The sequence below is a fragment of the Arthrobacter sp. Soil763 genome (assembly GCF_001428365.1).
In the GTDB taxonomy this organism is placed as follows: Bacteria; Actinomycetota; Actinomycetes; order Actinomycetales; family Micrococcaceae; genus Arthrobacter.
On the sequence record NZ_LMSH01000006.1, the window covers coordinates 23,436 to 45,533 of the forward strand.

Sequence of the window (22,098 nt, forward strand, 5' to 3'; positions counted from 1 at the left end):
GGCGTCTGACAGCACACGGCGGCGGCCGCGGGATTCACCGCAATTCCGGTACACAAGGCACGACGACGACGGGGGGGTCCCGCCGCCGCCTATTTCCCTACTCGACGCGGATTTTCCCGGATGCGCCACTTGACAGGCCACTGAGCCAGGTCTAGTACTGTGCTTTATCTGGCGCACCCCGCTCGCCGGTCCGAATGGTACCGATACCGCCGGTCAGGGCCGACGCAAACCCTTTGCCGCCTGCCGCGGCGAGGCCGGCTCCTGGCCGGACCGACATAGGAGCGAACATGATTCTTGGAATTCCTGATCCGCATCTCGCGCAGATTCGTCCGGTTCGGGTGCGCACACCGCAGGGCTGCGAGGAATGTCTGGCTTTGGGCACTCCGTGGGTTCATTTGCGTTTGTGTCTCTCCCGCGGCCATGTCGGGTGTTGTGATGCCTCACCCATGCGGCACGCCCGAGCCCACGCCACCGAGTTGCATCCAATCGTTCGTTCTTTGGAGCCCGGCGAGGACTGGCGCTGGTGCTATCCCCATGAGGCGTTCGTCTAGGGTATCGGCAGGCGCAACCAGCTGATGGAACCTATCGCAGACTCGACGCTGATCGAAACGCCGGATGTCTCCGGCGCCTATCCACGGCTCGGCCAAGCCCAGATCGAATTGTTGGGCCGTGCCGGCACCAGCCGGACTACGTCCGCCGGAGAAGTCCTCATACAGGAGGGAAACGTCGACAGTGACTTCTTCGTCATACTGCAGGGAACGGTACTGGTCGTGGAGGGGCTGCCTGACGCCGGTAGCAGACAGCCTGCTGAGCTGGGCCCCGGCACGCGGATCCTCGAAGTTCACGGTCCGGGACGGTTCCTCGGGGAATTGGGCCTGGTCGAGGGGCAACCGGCCTTTGTCAGCACTGTGTCCGCCGAGGCGGGTGAAGTGCTCCAGATCAGCGGGGACGATCTGCGCCGTGTAGTTCTGACGGACGCCGCGGTGGGCGAGACCATACTGCGGGCATATCTTCAGCGCCGAATCCTGCTGATCAGCGCGGGCGCGGGCATCCGCATTGTTGGATCCCGCTTCAGCCGTGACACCCTTCGCCTCCTGGAATTTTCAGCCGCCAACCGACTGCCTCACCGGCTGGTCGATCTGGAGGTTGACGAGCAGGCGCAGGCCATCCTGGACCGGGCCGGGATTCTAGCAAGTGACCTGCCCGCAGTGGTGCTAAACGCTTCGCAGGTCCTCAGAAACCCATCCAACGCAGACCTGGCCCTCGCCATGGGCCTGCGGGCAGTCAAAGAGCATTCGGCCACGTACGATCTGATGGTGATCGGGGCCGGTCCGGCCGGCCTGGCGGCCGCCGTCTACGCAGCGTCCGACGGGTTGTCGGTCGTCCTTAAGGAAGACTTCGGCTTGGGTGGGCAGGCCGGCACGTCGCCGCGGATCGAGAACTTTCTCGGCTTCCCCGCCGGTATCTCCGGCGGGGAACTCACTGAAAGGGCGATCCTTCAGGCCCGCAAGTTCAGAGTCCAGATCAACGTCGCCTGCCGGGCACGCACCATCGAGTTGAGGGACGGCGAGTTCCGCGCCGAGTTCAACGAGAGCGGCCCTGCCTCCTCACGGGCCGCGCTGCTAGCAACCGGGGTCCGCTACCGCCGGCTGCCGGTCCCCAGGCTGGAGGAATTCGAGGGAATCAGTGTCTTCTACGCCGCCACTGTCCATGAAGCCAGGCTCTGCGGATTGCAGCCAGTGACCGTCGTCGGCGGTGGAAACTCCGCGGGACAGGCCGCGCTTTTCCTGGCTGGCACGGGAGCACCAGTGCGGCTGGTGGTGCGCGGGACGGACCTCCGCGCGGACATGTCGCGATACCTCGCGGATCGGATCGAGGAACAACCGGGCATAGAGGTACTGCTGGGGGCCAGCATCGTGGGCGTAGACGGTTCAGGGACCCTCGAACGGATCATCGTCGATCTGCGAGCCACAGGCGAACAGCGCATTTTCGACTCCCGATACCTCTTCATTTTCATCGGGGCCAAGCCGCACACAGAATGGCTGCAGGGTACCGTCGCCCTGGATGACCACGGCTTTATTCTCACCGGGGCTGATCTCGAGGACCTTCCTCCTGAGTTCAGCCATCTGGGCCGCCGACGGCTGCCCCTGGAAACCAGCGTCCCCGGGATGTTCGCGGCCGGGGATGTTCGGCGTGGATCGGTGAAACGCGTAACGGCTGCCGCCGGTGAAGGCTCAACAGCCGTTGCAATGATCCACGAGCACCTGCGCCTCCTCCGGGAAGGACCGGCCGGTGGGGCGTTGGGGTGAGGGGCGGTGAAAGTCCAGCAGGCCGGTCCCCGGGTAGGGCGGACGACGGCAACGTCACCAATTTCGCGGTTATCAGTCAGATCGCCGCCGCAGTTGAGTTGGGCCTGGTCGATGTGCCTCGCGTGCTTCCCGCCTGAGAGACAGTGCCGGAAGCAGGACCGTTCAAGGCCGAGGACTCGGCGACGGCGAAGCACCTATGGCGTCCCGAAATGCCGTTGAACGTCCAGCACTGACGGCAATCCGCATAGGCAAGAGCTTAACAACGGCGACATACGGGCGTAGTTTTGGTGGTGTTGGAACGCCGATCCCGGCCTTGCCGCATCGGCCGCTTACCGGCCGGTCCCGCTAGAGACGAGTCACCGGCACCGGCCAAGCACGGCGTTGGGTGGCCTGCGTCGAGACGAGGATCCCCGAACGTCTTCTCACGTCAGCCCTCCAATCCCGCCATCGAGGAAGCAACTTACCTCCTTCATGACCTAGCCTTCGTTAGGCAGCACACAGCCGTCATCTTTTATGACCCGTTCTTCCCGGACGGAAGCGAGGAGCTAAAACAATATCGCCCGTCAGGAGGAAATGGGAGGGACAAAAAAGAACATAGGTGCCGAAAGGCACCAAAGGGCAGGCAAGGGATTCGCAGGGAAGCCATACAAGCTGTCGTGAGCGATCTGGCCCGTCTTTCTGCGACAATCCAGGATCACGAAAAGGGATGGCGCGAGTGGTCGAGGAGCCCTATCACCTCACCGCGATTGCCTCTTCCACTGTCCGCTACGGCGGGACTGTTTACTGTCTCCACTTTGGGTGCGCCAAATTGGACTACGCCCCAGCCTGACGTCAGGAAGGAATGAAAAGATCGTCAGAATAGGGTCCGAAAGGCAGTTCCTGTACCTGTCCCCTGAACAGTCTTAGATTCAAACCTGACAGGTCGGCCCGATGAGAAGCTGGCGTGCCAAGGGGCTCGGCAACTGCGCAACAGCCTGCTTCGCTATTGCGCGTATCGGGGGTGAGGGCAGGGCTCGCTGCCCACAGCCGGGGACAATCCTCATGTGTTACCCACTGCGGCTGCTGTCGAGGGAGCTACCCCAATGGCTCCCAATTCCCAGCCGTGGATAACCCGGATTGACCCTAACCATAGGCAGCTGAGAGTCACCTAGTTCTGCCAGAGCTACCTCTTCGGGACTCGCACGTCGGGAAACCAGCCCGCGGGGGCCTTCTTTGGCTCTAGGTGCTGGGGGTCGCGGTGCTTTTGCATGTCGCATTTGTAGAACGGACCGCGTGGGTCGAGGAGCACGCTCATGTGGTGGTCTGCGTGGTCTCTGAACCACACGCTTATGCCGGTGGCCCCGTCGAGTCGTAGGTGTTCCCAGGCGCGCCACAGCGCTTCTACACGGGAGACCGCTTCGGGGTGGAAGTACCATTCGATGCACCATTTTGCAGCGCGTCCGTCGACGTCGCGGACGTAGGTGGGGAGCAGCTGTTCGTGCAGGAACTCTTCGGCTGAGCCGTAGACGAGTTCCGGTGGCTTTTGCTCGTCTCCAGGCGTGATGGCGGGCTCTTCTGCGCTGGTGCTGGGCGCTTCGCTGAATAGGCCGATGTCGATGGTCATTTGAGAATTTCCTACCCAGTGACCCAGGGGTTGGCGGCAGTTGCTGCAGCGAGGGGCACTTCGTCTTGTTCCGGGCGGGGGCTGTACTTCTTGATGGAGGCTTCCACGGCGTCCTTGTGCGGGCCGGTGTACCAGGGCATGGTCCGGACCAGTGTGGCCGGTGCACCGGAGGCGAGGACCACGGCGCGGCCGCGGTCCAGTTCGGCGAGGTTGGAGACATCGAAGATGCGTTCCTTGCCTTCCTGCCGGGAGCGGCTGGAGCCGGACTTTCCGGACGAGACGGAGACGTTGGTGTAGCTGTAGTCCCCGATCAGGTCCGAGAGCGCCCGGAGGAAGCCTTCTTCAGCGACGCCGCCGCCGTAGACCTTGACGTTCGCGGCCGACCAGATTTTCCGCATGTTCGCCTCGCCCCAGAGTTCGACGCCTTGGGACCAGGACTGCAGGATGCCCATGACGATCAGGCCCTTGGAGCCGTAGTGGCTGAACTGATCGGGCAGGGCTGCCCAGCGGACGACGTTGGCCAATTCATCGAGGGCGAACAGCGCGGGTTTGGGCAGGCGGCCGCCGCTGCGTTCGGCGCGTTCCTCCATTGCCTCTGCGATGGCCACGGTCAGGGCTGTGGTGAGCGGGGCGGCTGAGCCGGCCCCTTCTTTGGAGAGGATGTAGATCGTCTCCTGTGAGGTAGCGAAAGCGTGTGGGTTGAACTGGCGGCGGGCGTCCGTGGCGACCGTTGCGCCGCCTGTCGGGGCGACCCAGCGCAGGGTGTTCCTGGACTTGAGGCACTGGATCATTTTCTCGGCGGTGCCGAAGATACCGTCGCGCTGTTTGTCGGCCAGTTTCAGAGTGGACTCCAGGCCCTTGTACTGCAGCTCGTAGTCATGTTCTTTCAGGATTTCGATGGGTTCCTGGTTCACCTGCTCTGTCACCCACAGGTAAACCTGCGTGATGGGAAGCTCACCGAGCGCGGCCGCGAGGAAGTATGAGGAGAGAATGTCTTCGGCTTTAGGGTCGAAGTAGGCATCCGGCTTGGAACCCGGGACCCGTGAACCGACTGAAAAGTGCTGCGTAAGCTTGTACGCCTTCTCTTCGTCCGTGACATAGGAGAGCGGGTTCCACCACCACTGCGCTTCCTCCTGGGCGATCTTCTGCGGATCGAACACCCATACCGGGGCCGTGAGCTCGCGGACGCCACGGGTGCCGTCCACCACGTCGCGCTTGTTCGAGGTGGACACCACAGCACCCGGTGCGTCCAGGATCGCGGGCATCACCCGGGAGGTCGACTTACCGGTCCGGGGGCCCCAGATATCGAGGCTGAGGTCTTCCCAGGACTGAATGAACGTCTGGCCGGTGGAGACCACCTTGCCCACCACGATGCCCGGCGTGCCTGTCACTCCCAGCCGATCCGCCGTCGCCTTCGCGCCCTTCTCGGAGAACGCGGCCAAGGACTTCCCGCGGCCCAGGTACCGGGCGGCCTTGTCGACGCGGGCACGCTTGGACGCACCCTTCCTCCAGGCCACGAGCACGACGATGGTTAGGACCAGGACCACGCCGGCCATGAGGGCGGCCGCGACGGTGGACTGGACGGGCCAGGGCACGCGGCCCTTGACCAGCCCGGCGATCAGATCAATCGGATGTTTGGGGGGTGAGTCGATGCCGGCCATCCAGGATCCGAGGTGGGCGGCCGCGTAGGTCCCGCCGCCGAAGACGACGATGGAGCCGATGGCCATCCAGACCAGCAGGGCATCCCCGAGGCCCATTCCTTTACGGTTCGGTGCGCTCACAGCGTGCCTCCTTCAAGGGGTAGGCCAGGGGTAATTGGCTCGAGGAGGGTTTCCGGGGTTATCTCTATTCGCTCAGGTTCGTTGGCCTGTTCTGCGGCCGGGATTCGCGTTTGAGCAGGTGATGTCGGTTCGGAGCCCCTGTGGGCCCGAATCGACGAACCATCGACGAGAGTGACGGTTTGGGCGTAATGTCGACGCATGCTCGCTCCTTCTGAAGTTGGTAGCTGATGGTGCTGGTGGCGTTGCCCGGTGGCGGCGCCATGGATCCGGCGTTCTGGAGTGTGCAGGCGGCCGAGGATTTCGAGCAGGAGATCGTTGACCAGTACGCGCTGGCGATGGCGGCGGCTGGTTTGAGCGATCCGCATATCCGCAATACCCGGGCGACGATTATTGAGTTCGCCCGGTCGGTGACGGGCCCGCTGTGGGCGGCGACCTGTCAGGACGCCGACCGGTTCCTGGCCGAGCAGCGCAGGCTGGGTCGCAGTGTGAGCACCAGGGCTGGCAAGGCAGGGACACTGGCGTTGTTTTACGAGTTCATGATCAGCCGTTATCAGGGCCGGATCCATCGGGTGGCCGGGGTGCTGGTCGAGCAGCCCATCGATGAGTTCAACCGCCAGTCCGGGGCGTCGCTGGGCAATGTCAGAGTGCCGCCGTCGGATGCCGAGATCGACGCGTTCTTTACGTGTTGGCGGCACTCGATCCCGCAGGCCCGCAAGTATCTGCCCGCCGCGCGGGACTACTTCGCTGCCTCGCTGTGGCGTCGGCTGGGGTTGCGGATCAACGAGACGGTGATGCTCGACATCCGTGACTGGCGCCCGGACCTGGGCGGCTTCGGCAAGCTCCATGTCCGGTTCGGCAAGGGAGCACAGGGCCGTGGCCCGAAGCCGCGCCTGGTCCCGGCGATCAATGGCGCGGCAGAGCTGATCGACTGGTGGCTGGGCGAGGTCCGACACCAGTACGGCGAGGACTGGGCTGATCCCGATGCACCTTTGCTCCCCTCGGAGCGGTTCGATTCCGAGCTGGGGCGATGCGGCCGGGTCGGCGGCAACGCGTTGCGGCGCAGCCTGGGGTTGCAGGTCGAGCAGTGGTTGCCGGCATGGTCGGGTCGGATGACTCCCCACGTTCTGCGGCACTACTGTGCTTCCTCGCTGTACGGGGCCGGGATGGACATCAAGGCCCTCCAGGAGTTGCTGGGGCATCAGTGGCTCGCGACTACCTCGGGTTACATCCACGTGCGCAGCGAGCACGTCGAGCTGGCCTGGAAGAACGCCAATGAGCGGGTCGAGTCCCGCTTCGCGACCACACAGAAGGAAGGATGAGGCCGTGCTGTGGAATCTGCGGATCAGAGCCGCCGAACGCGGGATCTGGAAGTCGGCGCAGATGCGCCGGATGCTCGCCGATGCCGGGCTGGAGATCAGTGCCGGGAAGATGTCCTCGTGGTGGGCCGGGACACCGGCGACGATGAGACTCGAGGAGCTCGACGTGCTCTGCTCAGTGCTGGCGTGCACGCCGACGGACCTGATGAGTCCCGAGCCGGACAAGGTCGCTGCACGACGTCCACTCGCGACCGAGACCGTCAACGGCAATAACCAGGACCACGGCAGTGGCGGCGGGGTATCGCCGGTCGTCACGCCGCGCTTCGGCAGGCCGCGGTCCGAGCCGCCCCTATAGGCAGGGCTGTTGTGAGTCCTGCCCCGGGCCCGGCGGCGGCGCTGCGGCCGCCGTCGATGTGCCCCCGCTGCCAGATCAACCGCGCCGCCTGGACCTTCCCCCGGGTGGCCTATTGCTATGACTGCCTTCCCGGCGGGCCCTTCACCGCACCGCCGTGTTCCAAGTGCGGCACCAACGCGGGCTACTTCAGCCAAGGCTTGTGCGCCAGCTGCCATCCCGGCAGTCCGCAGTACCCAGGCTCGTGCAGGGGCTGTCTGGCGTGGGGCGTCTACCGCCGATACAACTGGACGTGCTGGCAGTGTCGTTGGTGGCGCTCCCACAACCCGGAAGGAATCTGCGACTTTTGCGGGCGCGCGGCCCGTATCGGGGAGCGGCGGGCCTGCCGGCTGTGTCTGGAACAGGCCCGAATGCTCCAGGAGCCCGGACATGGCCTGGACCTGGCCGGCGCGAATAAGGCCGGGCACCAGCTCTTCTTCGCCAACATGACCTCCGCACGCCGGGGCGCACCACCGTTGAGCCCGGAACAACGCGCCCCATGGAAGCGGCGGGACAAGAACACCCTGCCCGGCAACGGGCCCGCGGCGGAGGCCGACGGGCAGATGACGTTGTTCGATATGGCGCCCGATCCGAAGGTTGTCGCGGCGCGTGCCCGCCTCGAAGACAGAGACCTGACCCGCTACTGCGCCGCCATCGTCCGTGAACACGCCGCGAGGGCCGGCTGGAGCAAGCGGCAACGCAACGACGTGACCCGATCGCTGCGGCTGCTGCAGGGCTTCCGGCTCAGCCCGACCGCGAAGATCCGCGCCACCGACGTCCTCCAACTGCGCCAATACTCCGGCAACGTCATCTCCACGATCGACGTTCTGGCCGCGGCAGGCCTGCTTATCGAGGATCGGCCAACCCGGATCGAACGCTACTTCGCTGCCAAGACCAGCACCCTGCCGCCGGTCATGAAGGACCAGCTCGAGGTGTGGCTGCAAGTCCTGACCAACGGCGCCCTCCAGGCGCCACGGCAGATCCCGCGCGACCCAGGGACCATCAGGGCGCACATCCTGGGCATCGAACCCATCATCCACGCCTGGGCCGAGGCAGGCCTCCAGTCTTTCGCCGAGGTCACCCGCGCCGACATCACAGCCGCACTGGAGGAAACGAGGGTCCGCCGCCACGTCGCCGGGAACGGGCTCAAATCGCTCTTCACGACCCTCAAAGGCCGCCGGCTCATCTTCGCGAATCCGACCCGCGGGATGAAGGCGTCCCCGAAGGCCAGCACTATCCCGCTCGCCCTGGACGCCGCAGTGATCCGCGAGGAGTTGAACTCCCCGAAGCCGGTGGTCGCCCTCGCCGTTGCCTTGGTCGCCTTCCACGCGCTGACCAAGAAACAGCTCAGCGAGCTGCGGCTCACCGACATCAGCGACGGACACCTGATACTCGGCACCCGCGACATCCCGCTGGCCGCGCCCGTGCGCACCCGCCTGGCAGCCTGGCTCGACCAGCGCAACCGGACCTGGCCAGGCAGTGCCAACCCGCACCTGCTCATCAACCGGCGTACGGCGCCCAGGCTCCTCCCCGTTAGCCGCCAGTACCCCTGGACCGGATTGACGCTGCGGCCCCAGGCGCTGCGCGAGGACCGTATCCTGCACGAGATCCACGCGACCGGCGGCGACGTCCGCCGCATCTGCGACCTGTTCGGGCTCAGCGTCGAAGGCGCCACCCGCTACCTCAACACCCTCGAGCACCCGGACCTCACCCTTGAGGGCGAACAGGTTCCCCGAACCTGAGCACCAACACCCGCCGCAACCCCCGGGCATGCTCAAGTTCACGCCAAAAGCGTCAGAATTCACGCGAACTTCTCACTGTTTTCCCGCCACTTACCCTCGGTGTCGTTGACTCCATCCGGGCCTTGTTCCAAAGATGTCAGTCCCACCAGAACCGGGATCCCGGGCCGGCCACCGACCTTGATCAGGAACTTCCCCCGTCCGGGAGGTTCGACGTCGAGCCCGCGTGAGTCCCAGGCGGGCGGGTCCTGCCAGGAGATGAGCTTCTGCTGCTCCTGCCGGGACAACGGAATGGCCGAGGTCAGCAACGGCATCTCGGAGGCCGGGAGGCCCCCGCAGATGACCATGCCGGAGCGTTCCACGAAGCCGCGGGCTTTCATCCGGTCCTCTTCCGCCGGAAGCGCCAGCAGGTCGGACATGGTGTGGGAAATCATGATCTGCCCGACACCCACGGAACGGTTCAAACGGGTCAGGGCGTCCACCCGGTCCACCATCCCTTTACCGGCACGCAGCGCCCGCCACAACTCGTCCAGGACGACGAAGTAGTTCCGCCGCGGTTCCAGGCCGGCGTCGGCGAGGGTGTTGGCAACATTGACCGTGCCGAAGCCGTAGGACCAGCAGGCCAGCAGCACGGCGGCCTGCAGGTCTGTTTCGGTCTCATCAATGGTGGAAACGTCGAAAACGACGGAGCGGTCCCGGCTCATGGGGTTGGTGGTCTGGCGGGAGAAAATTTCGCCGAGCTTCCCGCCGCCGGTCAGGCCCAGCAGCGTGGCCTCCAGCGCCCGGGTTTCCTTCAGATAGACGTTGATGTCACCGCGGTCCAGCGCGACCTGGCGCAGCTCGTCGGGGGCGGAGACAATGACGTCGAGCAGGTCTTTGAGGACAGGGATGCCGTCGAACCGGTCATCGAGGACGCGGAGGGCGCGGTCGAGGATGGTCTGTTCCTGGTCGGTGGGCGGGTTGTTCCGGCTGATCGTGATCAGGGAGACGACCATGTTCAGGCGTCGGCCGTGGGCGTCGGCGCGGACCCGGGTGGCGGCCTCGTGGTGGCCGGCCTCTTCGAGGCGCTGGGCGACTTCGACGGCCTGGCCCGGGTCGAGGATGTTCAGGTATCCGACGCCGCGGCCGAGCTTGATGACCTGTCCGCCGAGGGCCTGCACGGCTTTGACGTGCTCACCCTTGAGGTCGCCCAGGACGAGGGCGTTGACGCCTTGGGCGGAGAGGCCTAAGAACATGCGGCGGACCAGTGTCGACTTGCCGAGGCCCGGCTTGCCGAGGATGAATGCGGACGGGTTGGAGATCAGCCGGGCCCGCTGGAACCAGCTGATCGGGTCGCAGCAGACCGTGGCCTGGGTTTCCTCGTGCCGGCCCAGCGGCACACCAATCATGGGCGAGGACGCGCCCGAGGAGAACGGCCACAGGCCGCAGACCTGGACCGTAGTGCCGCGGTATTCGGTGACGGAGGGGACGAGCGCGGCCATGCCGCCGCCGCGTCCGGTCCAGCCCCGCGCGCCCGGGCCGGCGTCCCGGGCGCGGCGTTTCTCCGGACGTGCCGCCGGTTCCTTTACTGTCTTTGACTTCTTTGCAGTCAAAAGGCGCATGCGGGCCATTAGAGGGCGTCCTTAATCTCGGAGGGCACCATGCTGTGCTTGGGTAGGACCAGTCCCAGGGGCAGGGACGCGGCGAAGGCGGTGTCCTGGGATCCGTAGGCCCGGCGCAGGAGCACCCGGGCGGTGCCGGAGGTCTGCTCGATAGCGGCGACAGCGTCCGCGAGGCGTTCCTTATCGGTGACGGTGGCGGTGACGACCATGCCGAAGTTCACTAGGCCCGCGCCCTGGGCTTCTTCCTGGGCGGTCTGCACGGCGGACCGGGCATCGACCAGGGCGCGGGCCGAGGGGCGGGTCCCGGAGGTGATGCGGACGTTGGCGTTGTTCTGGTCCCGTTCGACCACGGCCGCGGCGCGGGCCGAGTCCATCGGACGGTACAGCAGGGAGATGCGCTTGCGGTCGATGTCCCCGTGCGGGGCGAGGAGGCGGGAGAGCACCGAGGAGTTCACGGACCCGCGGGGTGCGCCGGTCATGGTCCAGGACGCCGAGAATGCGCTGTCATGGCGGTAGTCGTCCCAGCTCGCCTGCGTCGCGGTCGGGCCAACCTCGCCCCAGCTCAGGGATACGGGGGAACCGGCGGCGTGGGCTTCATCAATGATCAGGGCCGCCGGCGGGTCATAGGCGATCCGGACGACTTCGCAGAGTTCCTGCGCGGACATGGGACGGGCGATACCGGCGCCGGTGGACTGCAGCCGGGCCGAAAGTCCCGGAATGCGGGAGGCCAGGTCGCGGGCCACGTCCTCGGGGGTGCGCTTTTTCGAACCCGACCGGAGGGAGGCGTTGAACGTCAGGGAAACCCAGGCCCGCACGGTGGCGGAGCCTTCGGGGTAGGTGTCCACGACTTCGCGCAGGATCGCCTGGGCGAAGGCCGGGGCGTTCGGGTCGATGTTCATCTCGACCTCGTTGCGGAGCCGGTAGCCGGAGTCGGGCGCGGTTTCGACCGTGACGGCTGCGGCGTCCAGTCCGGCTTCATCGGCGAGGCCGGCGAGCCAGCCGCCCCAGTTGGCCACCCACGCATCGACCTGTTCAGGGTCGACCAGGGACGCACCGTCGGGTTCGGTGGAGAAGATCACCGTGAAGTGGTTCGTGGCCGGGACGTGGAGGAGGGCGAACGGGCGCTTGTAGGAGTCGGAGAATTCGTACAGCGTGGACTTCGCGGCGAGGCCTGGCAGCTGGTACATGCCCCACTGCGTGACGCCCAGAGGGCCGGAGCGGTAAAGGTTGGTGCCCGAGGACTTGGAGATCCGGAAGCTAATCCGGGTCGCGGTGCGGTCAACAATGGACTGGCCGTGCTTGTCCTTGACCGTCAGCAGGAGGGCGCTGATCCCGGCAACAGCGAGGACCGCGAGGCCGGGAAGCAGGCCCCAGATAGCGAAGCTGGTGATGCCCAGGAGCAGACCGATCATGACGATGCCGGTGCCGATGGCACCGAGGTTGCCGAGTCCGGCCGAGCGGGGCACACGCCAGTTTCCGTAGGACGGTTCTTTGTATTCGGTGTTAATTGCTGCCACTGGGGCCCTCCATGGATTCTGATTGGCCGGTTGAGTCCTGTGCGGTTTGTTGGGCGGCCTGGGAAACCCGGGACGCTACTTGTGTTCCTGCGGCCACGGCGATACCGGCCGGGCCGGCTGCTGCCGTCGCGCCCGATGCGGCGCCTGCCGCGCCGGCCCCTGCCGTTCCGGCGGCACCTGCAGCTCCCGTGGTTCCTGCGGCGGCAGCCTCCGGCGCGCCAGCCGTGCCGGCCGATCCGGGGGTTGGTTTCCCGCCGCTGCCCTTGGGGCCGGGGGTCCCGTCGCTCCCCTTTGGGGCCGAGCCTGTCTGGTTGGAGCTCGCCGGTGTGGGTGCGGCATTGCCGCGTCCGCTGCCACTGCGGCCCATGGACACGGCGCCGGTGGCCATAGCGCCGACGGCGGCGCCGGCTCCCGCGCCGCCGCCGGATGCGACCGCTCCGACCATGGGGGTCACGAAGCGCATCAGCGCCGGCATGGCGAACAGCGCCACAACCATGAGCGTGAACCCAGTGATCGAGCCGATCAAAGCGTTCTTCCCGCTGCTCCCCATGAGAAGGAATGCCACGGAGTAGACGATTGCCGCGGCGGGTTTGTAAAGGATGAAGGCGATCGTCCAGCCGACAGCCTTCTGGAACCACTGCTTGCCCATTTCCGTGTTCGTGAACGCGGCGGTCGTGGGCAGGATGCCGGCGAGGATTACCAACATCCCGCTCCGCACGACCATGAGCACGACCTGGACGAGGGAAGCCAGCAATCCGATCAGTCCCAAGATGATGAGGATGAAGACCCCAACCCCGGTCTGGTTGGTCATGACCAGAAGCTTCATTGCGTCCGCGAAGCCTTTACCGTCGGTCGAGCGGTTGATGATCGCGGCCGAGAACGCATCAGCGGCGACCACAAGAATGGAAATGATCCCCAGGCCCAACCCGGACACAAGCGTCAGCGTCACCAGTGAGCGCAGAAGCTCCTTAAGGGGTGCTCCCCGCTGCTCCCAGATCATGCGGATACCGCCGATAATGACGGCGAGGACGGCGAGGGCGACCGTCCAAGCCATGAGTTCCCCATGGACCATGGAAACGACAGGACTTGCCGCAGTCCCGTCCTGGCTTGTCAGGTTCACCGTCGGCATCGAGACCCAGAAGGTCGACAGAGTCGTCACCATCTGACTCATGCCCTCCATGATCGCCTTCGCCATGTTCCCCATGGCGTCGTTAGTCAGGTCTTCGAGGGCGTTCCCGAACCCGCACCCTAGGTCCCCCCACTTGCATTCGGCCATGTCAGATCCCGGACCAGAGGATGAAGCCGCTCAGATCCTTGAGCTGTGACACGTTGCTGAAAGTCACGCCATCGTCCGCGGGCTTCACTTTCCAGTCCCCTTCCATCCACCGCATGGAGATTGTTGTGTGGCCGAGGGCTCCGGTGTCCGTCTTGAAAGCCAGATCAAGGTTGGCTTCCGAAGGTGTGTAGGACTTCATGAGAAACCCTTGGACTTGGATAGTGGTGCTGTTCCCGGACGAGCCGGTGCCTGCGTTCGTCTCGCGGATTGCCGCATCCCTTCCAACGCCGGGGACAAGGAGCTTGTCAGCGAGCTTCTTTTCAAGCTCAGGCGCACCCGAGGAGCCGAGCGCGGCCACATTCATGGCTGCGTAGAGAGCGCCTGTGGGCGAGTGCGCGAAGCAGGAGCGGAATCCGTCCGGGTCAGTCTTCCCCGGGCCGAAGGTCTTCGGCTCGGTGGGGACAGCCATCTTTCCCACGAGTTCCCACTTTGACGTCGGTGCCGTTCCCAGCGCTGTGTCGTTGCTGGAAGGCAGCCCGCAAATGCTTTCTCCCCCCGCGGCGGCCGGAGCCGACGACTGCGTGGGGACGTTGCCAGAGGACGACGCGGGGGCGGGCTGGGCTGCGGTGCCCCCTTTGGGTAGCAGGAAGATGACGATGCCGATAACGAGGATCAGCGCCACCAGCCCGGCAGAGATGAGGAACCCGGGTGCGGTGAAGGGGCTGCTGTCATGGTTGCTTTCGGTGGACTGGCTCATGGTGACCCTTCCGAGTAGTGGTGGTTTAGACGAACGCGCGAACGATGCCGGAGGCGCCGGTGATGATGATGCAGCCCAGCAGTACCCATCCGAGCTTGCCGATGGCCTGGGCGCCCTCGCCGCGCTGGAGCTGGATCACCATACCGATACCGACGATGATCACGCCAAGGACGCCGAGGACCAGGCCGATGCCGGAAGCCCAGTTCAGGATCGTGAGCAGGCCGCCGGCCTGGGCCGGGACAACCGGGGTGGGGTTGGGGATGACGCTTGAGTCCAAGAGGGCCAGGGAGTTCATGGTGAGACCTTTCATTTGGTGGTGCTGGTGTCAGCTACGAGTGCAGCTATGTTGGTGGTGAAGCGTTGGTATTCGCGGGCTGGAGGGACGCTGGGGGTGTCTTCGTGCCGCCAGGCTTCGACCCAGGGCAGGGTCCAGAGGCGGGGTGCTCCCCCGCCGACAATGGCGGTGAAGTCGCGAAGGGCTTTGGGGGTCTTGCCGGGGGCGTCCGCGAGGACGGCCAGGCCGAGGAGGTCAACGGCCGGGGCTGCGCCGGCAGCCCACTGGGTGAGGGCGCTGCGGGCCGCTGTCAGCCCGCGCATGTCGGCGCGGCAGACCAGCAGCAGTTGAGGGGTGCTTCCGTCCTGCGGGACGGGCCAGCAGTGCCCTGTGGCGCGTGCCCCGTCAAGGAGATCCGCGATCCGGCTTTCACCGGATCCGCCATGGGCTCCGGTCACCCAGAGAGCCGCGGAGCCAACGACGGTCCGGCGTCCCAATCGGTCAGCGGCGTCAGGTTCGACCATGCCCCGCAACGGAGCGGTGATCGCCGCCGCCGGCGGGGTGTGTGCCTCCGGCTCTGACGATTCTGCCTCGACGACTGGGCGGGTGATCCAGGGATTCAAGGTCTGCTGCATGGGTCCTCCTTTCGAATATCCGTTGAGTGGATGTTTAGAAGCCGGCGGCCACGGAGGCTGCCGCCGCGAGCCAGGCCCGCTGGGTGGCGGGCTGCAGGGCTTCGTACCGGATAGGTCCGTTGACCAGGGCCGGGTCGTACGGGATCCGGACGACGGCGCGGACGAAGGGTTCGAAGCCCTTGGCGATCCGCTCGGCCTCGTCTTTGGCCCGCTTCAGGGCATCCCCGCTCATGGAACGTTTCGCATCGGTGGACTCGGAGACGATCACGACCGCGTTGCGTGCCAGCTCCGCCTCGTGGCCGCCACGGGATTCGAGGGTCTGCAAGGTCAGCCGGGCGGCTTCGGCACGGTCCTCGATTGCCGTGACCGGGACGACGAGCTGGTTGGTGTGGTCGATCATGCGTCGCCAGTTCGCGGCGCGAGCGGTGTTGCCGGAGTCCATCACGACGAGACGGTAGTACCGGGTCAGGACCTGGTGGGCGATGTCGACTTCCTCGGCGGTGACTTCGTGGTCGCCTTCCTCGTTCTCATCGGAGCGCAGGACGTCGAACTTATCGGCCGTCTGGTGGTGGACGAACATGGCGATTTCCGCGGCGTTCGTGGACGGGGACAACAGCTCGGTCGATGAATCGATCAGGTCCAGCACGCTGCGGTCGTGGGAGCCTTTTTCGGTCCGCCAGCCCAAGGTTCCCTGGGATTCGTTGTTATCCCAGGCGACCGTGGCGGCGCCGCTGTAGCGGGCGAGGATTGCCGAGAGCATGACGACGGTGGGGGTCTTGTTGGCCCCTCCCTTGCGGTTGACCACGGCGATGGTGCGGGGCCCGGGCCAGTGCTGGCTGACCGTGCGGATGTCCTCGCGTTCGGAGAGCTCTTCGTCCGAGGGGTTCATGCGGATGCCCAGGCGCGTGAGGGCGCCGCGCCAGCCCCGGGTTGCCGGTTCGAGGACCGGGGCGCTGACCAGGAACGAGGTGTCTTTCAGGCTGCGCCGCGTCGGAGCCGCCTCCTCCGCGGCCGGCCCGGTCTGTTCTACCGCTGCGGGAGGCCACGGCTGCGCGTCGGGCACGACAGCAGCAACCGGGGGTTCCACAGGCAGGGCTGCGGGCTCCGGCGCGGGAAGGGTAAGGGTTTCAATGACGGACGGGGCCGCGGTCTCCGGTGTGGTGGCGGGCGCCTCGGCCCGGCGCCGGGTCGTGCGGGGTTCGTAGGAGACGGACTCGATCTTGTCATCCGGGTGGACGATGAGTTCACCGTGACCCTCGGGGTCCTCGATCTGGACCCGCACCGGGCGCTGGAGCGTCTGCGCTTCACCCACGACCAGGGACAGGGCGTTGTTGCGGAGGTCCTGCAGGGATTCCCCCGCAGGAACGATGCGGGAGTTACCCGCGACGACGACCTCGGCGGTGCCGTTGTCGCGGACGATTGCCTTGATGCTGGGGAATGCCATAACTTGCGTTGGTGAAGTACCCATCGGCTTGTTCCTTAGGTGTGAGAAGGGAAAAGGGGTTTGGTGCTTAGGACGAGGGCGGGGTGAGTCGGTTGACCTTCCACGGGGCGTCCTTGCCTGTGCGGAGCAGCTGCAGCGTGTAGGTCCCGGCGTTGGTTGGGACGGCGGCGGTGACGCCGTAGCCGTTGGCCTCGTCGACGGACAAGGTGGCCGATCCCGTGACGCGGGATGCCGGGATGTTGGAGGGGTCGACGGAGGAGTAGTCCGCCGTGGCCTGGGAAGTCAGCCAGCGTGCCAGGTCGTTGGCCCACTGCTTCTCATCCAGGGTGGGGCGGGCGAAGTCGGTCATCGCGTTCTCGGCAACGTCCAGGGCGGCATCCTTGCTGGCTTGGTCCCAGGCGATGCCGATGGTGGCCGGGATCGTGCCGCCGGGGGCCTGGGGTCCGCTGTTGGCGCTCAGTGAGACCGGGGCAGAGGGGGTGGTGCTGGCGCTGGAAGACTGCGCCGGCGCTGTCCCGGTGGACGCGGCAGGCGCGCAGGCCGCGCACAGCAGCGCCACCGCGATCAGGGTCAGGGGCTTCTTCACTTCGTCTCCTCTTGGGTGGGCAGGTACAGGAAGGCCGAGGGGACCGGGTTGCCCACGGTCCGGGTGTAGTAGTTGTGGTCATCCGGGGAAGGGTTGCCGTTGTAGCCCTCTTCGACGTAAGTGCCGTTGGCTTTGACTTCCTTGACCACGCCGACGTGGCCGAAGTTGGGGTCCGCTCCCCCGGCCCCTGGCGCGTACCAGACCACGGCGCCGACTTTGGGGGCGCGGCCGGTGGGCCAGCCTTTGGCATCCCAGCCGGCCTTCCACGTCAATGCCGAACCCAAGCCCTGGCCATCGGGACGGAAGTTGCCGTTGAGGAACCTAAACGGTGCACTCGTGGAGCCCATCTGCTGGTTGACCCGCCACAGGGCGAAGTCCACGCACTCCCGGTAGTACATGCCCAACGGGGAGGTGCTGGCGGCGGTGGCCCCGGCCTGCAACCAGGTCGGCGAGTTCTTCCACGGGTAGTCATTTCCGGCACCGGACTGGCCGGGGATCCCGCACTCACTTCCCTGGAGGGAGAACTTCGAGGTGGAGAGAGCTTGGACGATTTTCACGGCCTCGGGCCAGTACTTCTGGTAGTGGTACGGGTCGGCATTGCGCTGGACTTTGTTAGCCGCGATCGTGGGTTCCAGCAATTCCCAACCCGCCACACCCTGCAGCGCCTTGATGAAGTTCGTTGCGCTCTTGGTCGGGGTCATGCGGTCCTCGTAAGAGCCCCATGCGCCGTTGCCGCGCTGCTGGAACAGGCCGCGGGAGTCGGGGCCGGCAGCGTCGCCGTTGTCCAGAACACGAAGGCCGGACTCCCCCAGGGCAACCATTACCGCGATCATCTGACCATTCGCGGAAAGGTTCAAAGCCCTACCTGCGCCCATGATCGACGCGGCATTCTTCAGTTGTTCCTGGGTGTAGCCGGCGACCTTCGTTCCGGCATCCACGGAGACGGAGCTGACCGGCCCGCAATCGGCCGCGGCTAGTTTGGTCGGGCCGAGAAGCAACAGGATTGAGAAGACCGGGCCAAGTACGAGCGTGGGAACGATGACGGCCGCTCCCAGTGTGGCGGTGTTCCGTTTCACTGGCCTGTCCCCTTCCCTTAGAAAAAGTGGGACGAAGATCCGTGTCCCGAAAGCACTACGCATCAAATTTACCACGTTGCGGTGCAGGTGCACTGTAACCGCAAGAATACGGTGCGCTAGCACCCGTTCTATTCAGATGCAAGTCATGAGCCGTGGGCGAATTTTGGTCCGGAGAAGGTGAAATCAGCGCGGGATAGAATAGCTGCGAGGTCCAACCGTCGACGCTAGGGAGCTATGTCCGAAGAAAAAGTGGCCCCCTCGGAGCTGCGATACCTGTTCCTTGCCCTCTCAAAGGAGTGGGAGCGGTCGATTTTGGAGCACGCCCAGGCTCATGATCTAACCAGCGCACAGGTAGAGATACTTCTGGTGCTAAATGAATCCGGCCCATACTCCATGCAGGACTTGGGCCAGATGCTGCTCCTTAACCGGGACCCTTTCAGGTCCGTCGATTCATTGGTTGCCAAGGGCTTGGTTGAGCGTGGATCGGGAGAGGATAAGAGGAAGGTGCTGTGGTCGCTGACAGACGCAGGCGCCGAAGCCGCGGCAGACATCGTCTCGGCAGATCTGTCTCTCCTGCAGGACTTCGTAGGTGACCTCCCTACGGAGAGCACCGCTAAGTTGGTACATCTCTTCCGCTCACTCCAGGGAAAGGTGACTACCTTGGGAGTCCTGGAACAGCGTTTCTCTTCGCAACAAAGCCCAGTGCAAGAGGTGCTTGCGGCCAAATCCTCTAATGAAGTCCAGATCAACCGTTCTTCTGTTATCGCTTCGCGCCTCCGCCAAACCTTGGAGATGAAAGGCGCAGGGGACGCCGGTGCGGCCTTCGACAAATACAGCCCCCAACTGGCCGAACGAGGCATTGAGATGCCGTACCGGACCTGGGTTGGGCTTCTCGAAAACGGAGGCCCTGTAAGCCGACACGTGCTCGCTCAGCTTTCCCATGTCTTGACCGGAAACCCCGCCTATTTATCAACCGATGACGAGAACGTGTTGAAGGACGTGGAGAACCACATGCGGGCTGAGAATGCCCTGCTTTTGGCCGGCGTTACGGGTTTCGGGGGTCGAGGGGCTTTGGACGCCGGCGCACTTCAGGCACTTGCCGAACTAGTCCAAAAAAGACTGAACGACGGTGCTTGAGCGAAGCTACGAGGGCATTCCAGTCCCCCTTTCCCGCAAATCCAGGACGCTGACGACGAGGGCTTTATCGGAACTTCACCTGGAGCCGGGAATGCTTACCCAGGACGTCGTTGATGCCGTGGCGGTCGTCCTAGGAAAACCCATTTTCCTTGAACAAACCGTAGACGAGAGGTTCAAGAAAACCACCGGCAGCTTTGCGCTTACGCCGGACTTTGTGGTCATTGTCTTCCGTGGAATTGACCCTCAGGCCTACCAGATGCACAGTCTCTTCCACGAGCTGGGGCATCTTCTTTGCCGCCATAGCGAGTGCATTCGCCCCGGCACGCAGCTCGAGACGGAGACCCCGGATGTAGTGCTCTGGAGCGAAGCCGAACGAGAAGCAGAGTTCCTCGCCTTCAAAATCACTTCCCTCATCAGCCGTAAGTCCCGGAGCGTTCAGGCCTTCGGATGATGAGGGAACTCGCAACGATGATGCTCTACTTGACCGGGCTGATTCTCGTGCTCCGGGCGCCATACGCGTTAGGCGCCCGGGCCTCCCGTCCTGGATGGCTTGCGGGTACGTGCGGACTGATCGCCATCATTTGCTTGGGATTTGTTGTTCCCGTCCCGACGCTCGATGCGGCAATGGGCTCCATGGGCTACTGGAATCTGCTGGGAGCAACGTCTACGACGTTGGCCTTTCACTTCATGTACCGCGCGATACTCATCCACACGTCCAAGGCCTCGCCACCCTACTATGGCGTGTTTCTCGGGCTCGGCATCGTCACCTATTCCGTCGCGTTTACCATGATCTCAGGCGAACAGAACCGGTTTACCTCCGTAGAGACGTTCATCGCAGCGCTCATAGGACAGCCGTGGACAGCTATCTATCTGTCCGCATACCTATCGCTCGTGGCGATCATTGCTGCTCTTTCACTGGGTGCGATCCTGAGCTCCTCCAAGCGATCGAAGATTTTCAACGCCGGCTTTTCTTTGGTCGTTTTGGGGAACACCGTGGACGTCATCTTGCTTTGGATGCAGCATCTCAATGTTGTCATCGCGCCTCTCTCGACCCTGCTGTATTCGGTATACGTCGCGGCCTTTTTCTCGGGCGCAATCCTGCTCTGTGTGGGCTTTCTCAGAGGCTCCGTGCGGTCTCTCCGGGAATACTGCACATTTCTCTTCTACGCGCTGCGTCTCCGTCGGGTCCTCGGACGGGCGGGTCTGGACAAACGTCCGCTCGTGGACGTGGCCAGAGAGCCAAAAATTGCGTGCTACCAGATGCTCATCCACGTGCGTGACCTTGTGACACTAAAGGGCTTTGCCCTGAACACGCCTGAGCTAAACCTGACCCACAAGGCCGACGCACTTCTAATTGACTCCCCGCTTAAGTCTTCGACGTAAGGATCTTTATATATGGCTCCCAACCCTTGGCTTGTCTCTGCGGCATCCCTGGCTGCCCTTCTACTTCCGGTCGCCGCGACGGCCGCACTAGGTCAGAAAATGACGGCATGGAAGGATCCGAAGATGCGAGACCTCCGGATATCGGAAGATCGCGCCACCGTCGTGTTGGAAGCGGATTCAAAAACGCTCGCTTCCGGAACCTATGGAATCGTCATGCCCGGCACGCACATCGTCGTGGGAGAGGTTCTCCGGCATGATGCAGATACTGCTGAGGTGACTCGGGAGATACTGCGATGGACAGGGACCCTGGAAGCAGGACCCACTCGCGGAAGTTGGACCGGCCAGGCATTTTCATCCCCTGAAGAGCTGCACCTCGACTTTGAGGAAGTGCAGCTCGCCCCGGGGGCACTCCCCGCGTGGGTTTTCCACCCTGCCACTCCATCGACCGACGTATGGGCCATTCATGTCCATGGCCTGCGCTCATCCCGCCAGTCCATGCTGCGGAGCGTTGAGTCCGCAACGCGCTTGGGGCTAACTTCGGTTGTCCCGTCCTACTACGGAGACGCAGAGAACCACGCCCAGGGCCAGGTGAGCCACTACGGGCGCTTGGAGGCGGAAGATGTGGATAAGGCACTCGCCTACGCGGTAGAGCGTGGGGCGAAAGCGGTCTATCTTTTTGGTTGGTCAATGGGAGCAACGATCTCGTTGCTACTGACAGAAACATCCGCCAATCGGCAGGTCATAGCCGGATTGGTGCTGGTGTCCCCAGGCCCGAACACAGAAGCTGTCATCTTCGAAAATGCCCGCACCGCGGGTCTCCCCCGGGCTATTGCAAAGATGGTGCCGCGTATCCTTTCGACGCCCGGCGTTAGCCGGCTCGCCTCCCTGACCAAGCCCGTTGACTTCGACACTCTGGATTGGTCCCATCGCGTCGGACGCCTGCGCACCCCTGCCCTCGTGCTCCACTCGCGAGGCGACACCGAGGTGCCTTTCGAGCTATCTGCTCAATTCGCAAAGAGCAACCCGGAAACCGCCACGCTCGTTGAATTTCCACCAGTCCCCCACCAATGCGAGTGGAACTCGGCTCCTGAGCGCTTCGAAGAGGAGATCGCCGCCTGGATCAAGGACCGGGAGTCGCGCCGCTCCGAGAAGTCCAGAGAAGGCTAGTTGGGGTGCATGCGCACCTCACCTACTGGCGATAAAGTGCAGATGCACTACTATTGAGAACGTGCTGCACGTCATCCAACAAGGCCCTCGGAATACGGCAAAGGGC

The 22,098-nt window shown here is 64.5% G+C and carries 20 protein-coding genes; 9 read left to right on the top strand and 11 right to left on the bottom strand.

Features of this window, described 5'->3' with window-relative positions; genetic code table 11:
* The first annotated feature begins 287 nt into the window (after positions 1-287).
* Together ASG71_RS16485 and ASG71_RS15685 are read left to right on the top strand one after the other, a co-directional pair.
* A complete protein-coding gene (locus ASG71_RS16485; RefSeq protein WP_082575245.1) occupies positions 288-551 on the top strand; it encodes a UBP-type zinc finger domain-containing protein in 264 nt (87 codons plus the stop codon).
* A gap of 24 nt (positions 552-575) precedes the next feature.
* Entirely contained in the window at positions 576-2,309 is a 1,734-nt protein-coding gene (locus tag ASG71_RS15685; protein WP_056741038.1) for an FAD-dependent oxidoreductase, read from the top strand.
* Between the two features lie 1,162 nt (positions 2,310-3,471).
* On the opposite strand, the gene ASG71_RS15690 is transcribed toward ASG71_RS15685, so the two are convergent.
* Together ASG71_RS15690 and ASG71_RS15695 are read right to left on the bottom strand one after the other, a co-directional pair.
* On the bottom strand, positions 3,472-3,912 hold the full coding sequence (locus ASG71_RS15690; protein ID WP_056741040.1) for a DUF4913 domain-containing protein: 441 nt from the start codon (positions 3,910-3,912) through the stop codon (positions 3,472-3,474).
* An 11-nt stretch (positions 3,913-3,923) separates the two neighbouring features.
* The gene (locus ASG71_RS15695) at positions 3,924-5,693 is read right to left on the bottom strand and encodes a type IV secretory system conjugative DNA transfer family protein (RefSeq protein ID WP_056741042.1); all 1,770 of its coding nucleotides are present in this window, start codon (positions 5,691-5,693) and stop codon (positions 3,924-3,926) included.
* Positions 5,694-5,920: 227 nt separating this feature from the next.
* On the opposite strand from ASG71_RS15695, the gene ASG71_RS15700 reads away from it, so the two are divergent.
* The 3 genes from ASG71_RS15700 to ASG71_RS15710 all read left to right on the top strand — a co-directional run bounded on the left by ASG71_RS15700 (position 5,921) and on the right by ASG71_RS15710 (position 9,142).
* Positions 5,921-7,012 (top strand): tyrosine-type recombinase/integrase, encoded by a 1,092-nt coding sequence (locus ASG71_RS15700; RefSeq protein WP_056741044.1) that lies wholly within the window; start codon positions 5,921-5,923, stop codon positions 7,010-7,012.
* A gap of 4 nt (positions 7,013-7,016) precedes the next feature.
* Positions 7,017-7,364, top strand: a complete 348-nt coding sequence (locus ASG71_RS15705) for a helix-turn-helix domain-containing protein (RefSeq protein WP_056741046.1) — start codon at positions 7,017-7,019, stop codon at positions 7,362-7,364.
* Between the two features lie 407 nt (positions 7,365-7,771).
* Complete coding sequence (locus ASG71_RS15710) at positions 7,772-9,142, top strand: hypothetical protein (protein ID WP_235564161.1); 1,371 nt, start codon at positions 7,772-7,774, stop codon at positions 9,140-9,142.
* A gap of 59 nt (positions 9,143-9,201) precedes the next feature.
* Here ASG71_RS15710 and ASG71_RS15715 read toward each other — a convergent pair whose 3' ends face one another.
* The 9 genes from ASG71_RS15715 to ASG71_RS15755 are packed head-to-tail and all read right to left on the bottom strand — an operon-like array spanning position 9,202 to position 18,305.
* Positions 9,202-10,749: a helicase HerA domain-containing protein gene (locus ASG71_RS15715; RefSeq protein WP_056741050.1), complete on the bottom strand. Its 1,548-nt coding sequence runs from the start codon at positions 10,747-10,749 to the stop codon at positions 9,202-9,204.
* Entirely contained in the window at positions 10,749-12,257 is a 1,509-nt protein-coding gene (locus ASG71_RS15720; RefSeq protein ID WP_056741053.1) for an SCO6880 family protein, read from the bottom strand. Before ASG71_RS15720 ends, ASG71_RS15715 begins: the two co-directional genes overlap by 1 nt.
* Positions 12,244-13,533 carry a hypothetical protein gene (locus ASG71_RS15725; RefSeq protein WP_056741055.1) on the bottom strand — a complete coding sequence of 430 codons (1,290 nt, stop codon included), beginning with the start codon at positions 13,531-13,533 and terminating at the stop codon, positions 12,244-12,246. Before ASG71_RS15725 ends, ASG71_RS15720 begins: the two co-directional genes overlap by 14 nt.
* Position 13,534: 1 nt before the next feature.
* Positions 13,535-14,290 carry a hypothetical protein gene (locus ASG71_RS15730; RefSeq protein WP_056741057.1) on the bottom strand — a complete coding sequence of 252 codons (756 nt, stop codon included), beginning with the start codon at positions 14,288-14,290 and terminating at the stop codon, positions 13,535-13,537.
* Between the two features lie 25 nt (positions 14,291-14,315).
* The gene (locus ASG71_RS15735; protein WP_011689681.1) at positions 14,316-14,585 is read right to left on the bottom strand and encodes a hypothetical protein; all 270 of its coding nucleotides are present in this window, start codon (positions 14,583-14,585) and stop codon (positions 14,316-14,318) included.
* Positions 14,586-14,596: 11 nt separating this feature from the next.
* Positions 14,597-15,199: a DUF6668 family protein gene (locus ASG71_RS15740; RefSeq protein ID WP_056741059.1), complete on the bottom strand. Its 603-nt coding sequence runs from the start codon at positions 15,197-15,199 to the stop codon at positions 14,597-14,599.
* Positions 15,200-15,233: 34 nt separating this feature from the next.
* Positions 15,234-16,667, bottom strand: a complete 1,434-nt coding sequence (locus tag ASG71_RS15745; RefSeq protein ID WP_056741061.1) for a chromosome partitioning protein ParA — start codon at positions 16,665-16,667, stop codon at positions 15,234-15,236.
* A 43-nt stretch (positions 16,668-16,710) separates the two neighbouring features.
* On the bottom strand, positions 16,711-17,229 hold the full coding sequence (locus ASG71_RS15750) for a hypothetical protein (protein ID WP_056741063.1): 519 nt from the start codon (positions 17,227-17,229) through the stop codon (positions 16,711-16,713).
* Positions 17,226-18,305: a CHAP domain-containing protein gene (locus ASG71_RS15755; RefSeq protein WP_056741065.1), complete on the bottom strand. Its 1,080-nt coding sequence runs from the start codon at positions 18,303-18,305 to the stop codon at positions 17,226-17,228. The genes ASG71_RS15750 and ASG71_RS15755 overlap by 4 nt, the downstream gene beginning before the upstream one ends.
* A 234-nt stretch (positions 18,306-18,539) precedes the next feature.
* Here ASG71_RS15755 and ASG71_RS15760 point away from each other — a divergent pair, with 234 nt between their 5' ends.
* The 4 genes from ASG71_RS15760 to ASG71_RS15775 all read left to right on the top strand — a co-directional run bounded on the left by ASG71_RS15760 (position 18,540) and on the right by ASG71_RS15775 (position 21,992).
* Positions 18,540-19,442 carry a MarR family winged helix-turn-helix transcriptional regulator gene (locus ASG71_RS15760; RefSeq protein ID WP_056741067.1) on the top strand — a complete coding sequence of 301 codons (903 nt, stop codon included), beginning with the start codon at positions 18,540-18,542 and terminating at the stop codon, positions 19,440-19,442.
* A 91-nt stretch (positions 19,443-19,533) separates the two neighbouring features.
* Positions 19,534-19,893 (top strand): hypothetical protein, encoded by a 360-nt coding sequence (locus ASG71_RS15765; RefSeq protein WP_056741069.1) that lies wholly within the window; start codon positions 19,534-19,536, stop codon positions 19,891-19,893.
* On the top strand, positions 19,890-20,825 hold the full coding sequence (locus tag ASG71_RS15770) for a hypothetical protein (RefSeq protein ID WP_056741070.1): 936 nt from the start codon (positions 19,890-19,892) through the stop codon (positions 20,823-20,825). Before ASG71_RS15765 ends, ASG71_RS15770 begins: the two co-directional genes overlap by 4 nt.
* Positions 20,826-20,837: 12 nt before the next feature.
* On the top strand, positions 20,838-21,992 hold the full coding sequence (locus tag ASG71_RS15775) for an alpha/beta hydrolase (RefSeq protein WP_082575249.1): 1,155 nt from the start codon (positions 20,838-20,840) through the stop codon (positions 21,990-21,992).
* Positions 21,993-22,098: the final 106 nt, after the last annotated feature.

What these genes read in the sequence shown, in the direction of transcription:
- ASG71_RS15735 (WP_011689681.1), bottom strand. Translation starts at nt 14,585, where the DNA reads ATGAACTCCCTGGCCCTCTTGGACTCAAGCGTCATCCCCAACCCCACC.
- ASG71_RS15730 (WP_056741057.1), bottom strand. Translation starts at nt 14,290, where the DNA reads ATGAGCCAGTCCACCGAAAGCAACCATGACAGCAGCCCCTTCACCGCA.
- ASG71_RS15690 (WP_056741040.1), bottom strand. Translation starts at nt 3,912, where the DNA reads ATGACCATCGACATCGGCCTATTCAGCGAAGCGCCCAGCACCAGCGCA.
- ASG71_RS15745 (WP_056741061.1), bottom strand. Translation starts at nt 16,667, where the DNA reads ATGGGTACTTCACCAACGCAAGTTATGGCATTCCCCAGCATCAAGGCA.
- ASG71_RS15775 (WP_082575249.1), top strand. Translation starts at nt 20,838, where the DNA reads ATGGCTCCCAACCCTTGGCTTGTCTCTGCGGCATCCCTGGCTGCCCTT.
- ASG71_RS15685 (WP_056741038.1), top strand. Translation starts at nt 576, where the DNA reads ATGGAACCTATCGCAGACTCGACGCTGATCGAAACGCCGGATGTCTCC.
- ASG71_RS15760 (WP_056741067.1), top strand. Translation starts at nt 18,540, where the DNA reads ATGTCCGAAGAAAAAGTGGCCCCCTCGGAGCTGCGATACCTGTTCCTT.
- ASG71_RS15740 (WP_056741059.1), bottom strand. Translation starts at nt 15,199, where the DNA reads ATGCAGCAGACCTTGAATCCCTGGATCACCCGCCCAGTCGTCGAGGCA.
- ASG71_RS16485 (WP_082575245.1), top strand. Translation starts at nt 288, where the DNA reads ATGATTCTTGGAATTCCTGATCCGCATCTCGCGCAGATTCGTCCGGTT.
- ASG71_RS15715 (WP_056741050.1), bottom strand. Translation starts at nt 10,749, where the DNA reads ATGGCCCGCATGCGCCTTTTGACTGCAAAGAAGTCAAAGACAGTAAAG.
- ASG71_RS15770 (WP_056741070.1), top strand. Translation starts at nt 19,890, where the DNA reads ATGATGAGGGAACTCGCAACGATGATGCTCTACTTGACCGGGCTGATT.
- ASG71_RS15710 (WP_235564161.1), top strand. Translation starts at nt 7,772, where the DNA reads ATGCTCCAGGAGCCCGGACATGGCCTGGACCTGGCCGGCGCGAATAAG.
- ASG71_RS15700 (WP_056741044.1), top strand. Translation starts at nt 5,921, where the DNA reads ATGGTGCTGGTGGCGTTGCCCGGTGGCGGCGCCATGGATCCGGCGTTC.
- ASG71_RS15725 (WP_056741055.1), bottom strand. Translation starts at nt 13,533, where the DNA reads ATGGCCGAATGCAAGTGGGGGGACCTAGGGTGCGGGTTCGGGAACGCC.
- ASG71_RS15765 (WP_056741069.1), top strand. Translation starts at nt 19,534, where the DNA reads ATGCTTACCCAGGACGTCGTTGATGCCGTGGCGGTCGTCCTAGGAAAA.